The sequence below is a fragment of the Bradyrhizobium sp. PRIMUS42 genome (genome assembly GCF_023006515.1).
Lineage (GTDB): Bacteria > Pseudomonadota > Alphaproteobacteria > Rhizobiales > Xanthobacteraceae > Bradyrhizobium.
Genome location: NZ_JALBGZ010000418.1, coordinates 1 through 5722, shown reverse-complemented (window position 1 = coordinate 5722; position 5722 = coordinate 1). Strand labels below are relative to the sequence as shown.

General features: G+C 64.2%; 6 protein-coding genes. All 6 read left to right on the top strand.

Annotation, left to right across the window (positions count from 1 at the left end):
* Positions 1–360 precede the first annotated feature (360 nt).
* Positions 361–1878 (top strand): aldehyde dehydrogenase, encoded by a 1518-nt coding sequence (adh, locus tag MOV75_RS25285; RefSeq protein ID WP_246930223.1) that lies wholly within the window; start codon positions 361–363, stop codon positions 1876–1878.
* 270 nt (positions 1879–2148) lie between these two features.
* Positions 2149–3171 carry a pyruvate dehydrogenase (acetyl-transferring) E1 component subunit alpha gene (gene pdhA, locus MOV75_RS25280; protein ID WP_246930224.1) on the top strand — a complete coding sequence of 341 codons (1023 nt, stop codon included), beginning with the start codon at positions 2149–2151 and terminating at the stop codon, positions 3169–3171.
* A gap of 29 nt (positions 3172–3200) precedes the next feature.
* A complete protein-coding gene (locus tag MOV75_RS25275) occupies positions 3201–4589 on the top strand; it encodes a pyruvate dehydrogenase complex E1 component subunit beta (RefSeq protein WP_246930225.1) in 1389 nt (462 codons plus the stop codon).
* Between the two features lie 3 nt (positions 4590–4592).
* The gene (locus MOV75_RS25270; RefSeq protein ID WP_018320291.1) at positions 4593–4895 is read left to right on the top strand and encodes a DUF5076 domain-containing protein; all 303 of its coding nucleotides are present in this window, start codon (positions 4593–4595) and stop codon (positions 4893–4895) included.
* 2 nt (positions 4896–4897) lie between these two features.
* Positions 4898–5350: a nucleoside deaminase gene (locus MOV75_RS25265; protein ID WP_246930226.1), complete on the top strand. Its 453-nt coding sequence runs from the start codon at positions 4898–4900 to the stop codon at positions 5348–5350.
* A 62-nt stretch (positions 5351–5412) separates the two neighbouring features.
* Positions 5413–5722, top strand: a 310-nt coding sequence (locus MOV75_RS25260) for a biotin/lipoyl-containing protein (protein WP_247006800.1), incomplete at its 3' end; no start/stop codon positions are given.

The window sequence follows — 5722 nt, the reverse complement described above, 5'->3', positions numbered from 1 at the left end:
ACCACGACGGCGGTGTCTATTGGGCAGATCCCGAATTGGCGATCGAATGGCCGGTGAGGGCCTCGGCGGCCCAGCTCTCACCGAAGGATCGAGCGCTGCCGACCTTTGAGTCCTGCTGTTTACTCAAGCTCCGATCTCGTGCCCCGGACGCAGCGCAGCGCGTCGCTCTTGCGACGTGGTGCGCTGCTGCGCGTCCGGGACACGATGGTGATGCCTCGTTCGTAACTGTCGCAGAACTGCGACAGGTCCGCTCCACCGTCGCTCCTGCCTGGGCTGACAGAAAACGCTCCCCGCGACATCGTTCGCGCAAGTCGCGAGCACGCGACGAATTGCGCAAACAGCAAACATCGGGAGTGGTCAATGAACAAGGTGGAATTCCTCAGCGTCACCAAAGTTCCCTTCGCCGAACGCTACGACAATTTCATCGGCGGCAAGTTCGTCGCGCCGATCGCCGGCAAATATTTCGACAACGCCTCGCCTGTGAACGGTCAAATCGTCTGCAAGATCGCGCGGTCCGACGCGCAGGACGTCGAGGCGGCCCTCGACGCGGCGCATGCGGCCAAGGCCGCGTGGGGCCGCACCAGTGTCGCCGAGCGCGCTGCGGTCCTGAACCGAATCGCCGATCGCATGGAAGAAAATCTCGAGCGTCTCGCCATCGCCGAGACCTGGGACAACGGCAAGCCGATCCGTGAGACCCGCGCCGCCGACATCCCGCTCGCTATCGATCACTTCCGCTACTTCGCCGGCGTCGTCCGCGCCCAGGAAGGCTCGATCGGCGAGATCGACCACGACACCATCGCCTATCATTTCCACGAGCCGCTCGGCGTGGTCGGCCAGATCATCCCCTGGAACTTCCCGCTGCTGATGGCCTGCTGGAAGCTCGCGCCTGCGCTCGCCGCCGGCAATTGCGTCGTGCTCAAGCCCGCCGAGCAGACCCCGGCCTCGATCATGGTCTGGGCCGAGATCATCGCCGACATCCTGCCGCCCGGCGTCCTCAACATCGTCAACGGCTTTGGCCTCGAGGCCGGCAAGCCGCTGGCCTCGAGCCCGCGCATCGCCAAGATCGCCTTCACCGGCGAGACCTCGACGGGCCGGCTGATCATGCAGTACGCCAGCCAGAACCTCATTCCCGTCACGCTGGAGCTGGGCGGCAAGTCGCCGAACATCTTCTTCAACGACGTCACCGCGGAAGACGACGATTTCTTCGACAAGGCGATCGAAGGCTTCGTCATGTTCGCGCTGAACCAGGGCGAGGTCTGCACCTGTCCGAGCCGCGCGCTGGTTCACGCCGACATCTATGACCGCTTCATGGAGCGGGCGCTGAACCGTGTCGCGGCGATCAAGCAGGGCGACCCGCGTGCGGCCGACACCATGATCGGTGCGCAGGCCTCGGGCGAGCAGCTCGCAAAAATCCTCTCCTATATCGACATCGGCAAGCAGGAGGGCGCGAAGGTGCTGGCCGGCGGCAGCCGCGCCGAGCTCGGCGGCGATCTCTCGGGTGGCTTCTACGTCCAGCCGACGGTGTTCGAGGGCCACAACAAGATGCGGATCTTCCAGGAGGAGATCTTTGGGCCCGTCGTTTCGGTCACAACCTTCAAGACGGACGAGGAAGCGCTCGAGATCGCCAACGACACGCTCTATGGCCTTGGGGCCGGGGTCTGGAGCCGCGACGCCAACCGCTGCTACCGCTTCGGCCGGGCGATCCAGGCCGGCCGGGTCTGGACCAATTGCTACCATGCCTATCCCGCGCATGCGGCGTTCGGCGGTTACAAGCAGTCGGGCGTCGGTCGCGAGACCCACAAGATGATGCTCGATCATTATCAGCAGACCAAGAATCTCCTGGTCAGCTACAGCCCGAAGAAGCTCGGCTTCTTCTGATCGGACGGTGCGGAGAGGGCGGCGCCATTTCGGCGCCGTCCGCTCTGAAGGCTGGGATTGGCGTGGCCCACCATTCTTGATCCGGTCACGAATCTGCGCACGCACGTGACACGCATAGATTTGTTGCCCGATCGGCGCCAAAGATTTTCCAATATTTCGACCACGTTGCACTGCGGCATAATGAAAGTCGTGCCATGTCGCCGCGGTGCTTTCCAAGGGTGTTTGACTTGGGTTAGAGAGGACGAAAGTTTTCTCTGACCCGGAATTCCTATGGCCGCACCCAAGAAAGCCGCCGCAAGCACTCCACAGGACAAGCCCGACGGCGGTTCGCCCCCGGAATTCACCAGGGAGCAGGAGCTCAAGGCGCTCCGCGACATGCTCCTGATCAGGCGGTTCGAGGAAAAGGCCGGCCAGCTCTACGGCATGGGCGCGATCGGCGGCTTCTGCCACCTCTATATCGGCCAGGAGGCCGTGGTCGTCGGCATGCAGATGGCCCTGAAGCAGGGCGATCAGGTCATCACCGGCTATCGCGATCACGGGCACATGCTCGCCACCGGCATGGACGCCAACGGCGTCATGGCCGAGCTCACGGGCCGCCGCGGCGGCTATTCCAAGGGCAAGGGCGGCTCCATGCACATGTTCAGCAAGGAGAAGCACTTTTACGGCGGCCACGGCATCGTCGGCGCCCAGGTCTCGCTCGGCACCGGTCTCGCCTTCGCCAACAACTATCGTGGCAACGACAATGTCAGCGTCACCTATTTCGGCGACGGCGCGGCCAACCAGGGCCAGGTCTATGAGAGCTTCAACATGGCGGAGCTCTGGAAGCTGCCGGTGATCTACGTCATCGAGAACAACCGCTACGCCATGGGCACTTCGGTCTCGCGCGCCTCGGCGCAGCAGGATTTCTCCAAGCGCGGCGCGTCCTTCAACATCCCCGGCAAGCAGGTCGACGGTATGGACGTCCGCGCGGTCAAGGCTGCGGGCGAAGAGGCCGCGGCCTGGTGCCGCGCCGGCAAGGGCCCCTACATCCTTGAAATGCAGACCTACCGCTATCGCGGTCACTCGATGTCCGATCCTGCAAAATACCGCACACGCGAGGAGGTCGAGAAGGTCCGCCACGACCAGGATCCGATCGAGCAGGTGCGTAACCGCTTGCTCGCGGCCAAGGTCAGCGAGCAGGACCTGAAGGCGATCGACGCCGAGGTGCGCGACATCGTCAACGCGTCCGCCGATTTCGCCCAGCATGATCCCGAGCCGGATGCCGCCGAGCTCTGGACCGACATTTACCGCTGAACGCGCGCAAGCTTTCTTTTGGAGTCGCTATGCCAATTCAAGTGCTGATGCCCGCGTTGTCGCCCACGATGGAGAAGGGCAACCTCGCCAAATGGCTGAAGAAAGAGGGCGAGACGATCAAATCGGGCGACGTCATCGCCGAGATCGAGACCGACAAGGCGACCATGGAGGTCGAGGCGACCGACGAGGGCACGCTCGGCAAGATCCTGATCCCCGAGGGTACCGCTGACGTCGCGGTGAACACACCGATCGCGACGATCCTCGCCGACGGCGAGAGCGCGGCCGATCTCGCCAAGGCGTCTTCTCCGGCGAAGCAGGAGAAGGCTGCGGAGTCCGCAGCCCCGGCCGCTGCGAAGGCCGAAGCGCCCCAGCCCAAGGCTGCTCCCGCACCACAGGCCGTCGCCGAGCCCGATCCCGAAGTGCCAGAAGGCACCGAGATGGTGACGCAGACCATCCGCGAAGCCTTGCGCGATGCCATGGCCGAGGAAATGCGCCGCGATCCCGACGTGTTCGTGATGGGCGAGGAGGTCGCTGAGTATCAGGGCGCCTACAAGGTCACGCAAGGGTTGCTGCAGGAGTTCGGCGCCAAGCGCGTCATCGACACCCCGATTACCGAGCACGGCTTTGCCGGTGTCGGCGTCGGCGCCGCGATGACCGGCCTGAAGCCGATCGTCGAGTTCATGACCTTCAACTTCGCCATGCAGGCGATCGACCAGATCATCAACTCCGCGGCCAAGACGCTTTATATGTCCGGCGGCCAGATGGGCTGCTCGATCGTGTTCCGCGGCCCGAACGGAGCGGCCGCCCGCGTCGCCGCCCAGCACAGCCAGGACTATTCGGCCTGGTATTCGAACGTTCCGGGCCTCAAGGTCGTCGCGCCGTTCTCGGCCGCCGATTACAAAGGCCTGCTCAAGGCCGCGATCCGCGATCCCAATCCGGTGATCTTCCTCGAGAACGAGGTGCTCTACGGTCACACCGGCCAAGTGCCCAAGCTCGACGATTTCGTGATCCCGATCGGCAAGGCCCGCATCGTCCGTTCCGGCAGCCACGTCAGCATCATCTCCTGGTCGAACGGCATGACCTATGCGCTGAAGGCCGCCGACGAACTCGCCAAGGAGGGCATCGAGGCCGAGGTGATCGACCTGCGCACGCTGCGTCCGATGGACACCGAGACCATTATCAACTCGGTCAAGAAGACCGGCCGCGCCGTCACGGTGGAGGAGGGCTGGGCCCAGAGCGGCGTCGGCGCCGAGATCGCCGCGCGCATCATGGAGAACGCCTTCGACTATCTGGACGCGCCCGTTACGCGCGTCTCCGGCAAGGACGTGCCGATGCCCTATGCCGCCAACCTGGAGAAGCTCGCGCTGCCCTCGGCGGCTGAGGTTGTCGAGGCCGCCAAAGCCGTCTGCTACAGGTAGATCATGGCGGGCCCGAAGGAGCAGCCACTGCCGCCCGACGTCATGACCCGCGATGACGCGGTCGAGATCCTGCGCGTGTTCGTGCTGGACGGCGGGCTGTCGATGGCGTTCCAGCGTGCCTTCGAGGAGCCCGACATGTGGGGCCTCTTGCTGGTCGATCTCGCCCGCCACGCCGCGCGCGCCTATGCGCGCGAGAGCGAATACACCGAAGAGGACGCCCTCAACCGGATCCTGGAGATGTTCCAGGCCGAGATCGAGCGTCCCACCGACACCGGCACCACGACGCCGCGCGGCAAGGGACACTGACCGTGGCGATCGAATCCCATCACTTCGATTTCATGCTGGAAGCGATCCGCGAGGCGGAGGCTTCGATCGCGCAGGGCGGCCTGCCGATCGGTGCCGTGCTGACGCGCGACAACAAGATCATCGCCCGCGGCCACAACAACCGCGTGCAGGAGAACAACGTGATCCTGCACGGCGAGATGAGCTGCCTGCGCGAGGCCGGCGCGATCTCGTTCCACGACACGATCATGTACACCACGCTGTCGCCGTGCTCGATGTGCGCCGGCGCGCTGGCGCTGTTTAAGGTCAAGCTGGTGGTGATCGGAGAATCCGTCACCTTCGAGGGCTCGAAGGACATTCTCGACAAGTTCGGCATCCCCTGGATCGACCTTGCCGACGACCGCTCCATCACCATGATGAAGACTTGGCGTTCCAATCCTGCCAATGAGCGCCTGTGGCAGGGCGACATCGGCAACTAAACCTGGTCAGTTCGTCTTCGCTGTCGAAGACGACGTTTTGAGAAGTTCTTCGTGAGGTCAGCATGCCCATCAACATCCTGATGCCCGCTCTTTCGCCGACGATGGAGAAGGGCAACCTCGCCAAGTGGCTGAAGAAGGAAGGCGACAAGGTCAAATCCGGCGACGTCATCGCCGAGATCGAGACCGACAAGGCCACCATGGAGGTCGAGGCCATCGACGAGGGCACGATCGCCAAGATCCTGGTGCCCGAGGGTACGCAGGATGTCCCGGTCAACGACGTGATCGCGGTGCTCGCGGGCGAGGGCGAGGATGTGAAGGCGGCGGGCGCCGCCAAGCCCAGCGCTTCGGCCGCGCCTCCGAAAGCTGCCGAGG

Coding starts and splice junctions, on each gene's coding strand:
- pdhA (WP_246930224.1), top strand. CDS start 2,149: ATGGCCGCACCCAAGAAAGCCGCCGCAAGCACTCCACAGGACAAGCCC.
- adh (WP_246930223.1), top strand. CDS start 361: ATGAACAAGGTGGAATTCCTCAGCGTCACCAAAGTTCCCTTCGCCGAA.
- MOV75_RS25275 (WP_246930225.1), top strand. CDS start 3,201: ATGCCAATTCAAGTGCTGATGCCCGCGTTGTCGCCCACGATGGAGAAG.
- MOV75_RS25270 (WP_018320291.1), top strand. CDS start 4,593: ATGGCGGGCCCGAAGGAGCAGCCACTGCCGCCCGACGTCATGACCCGC.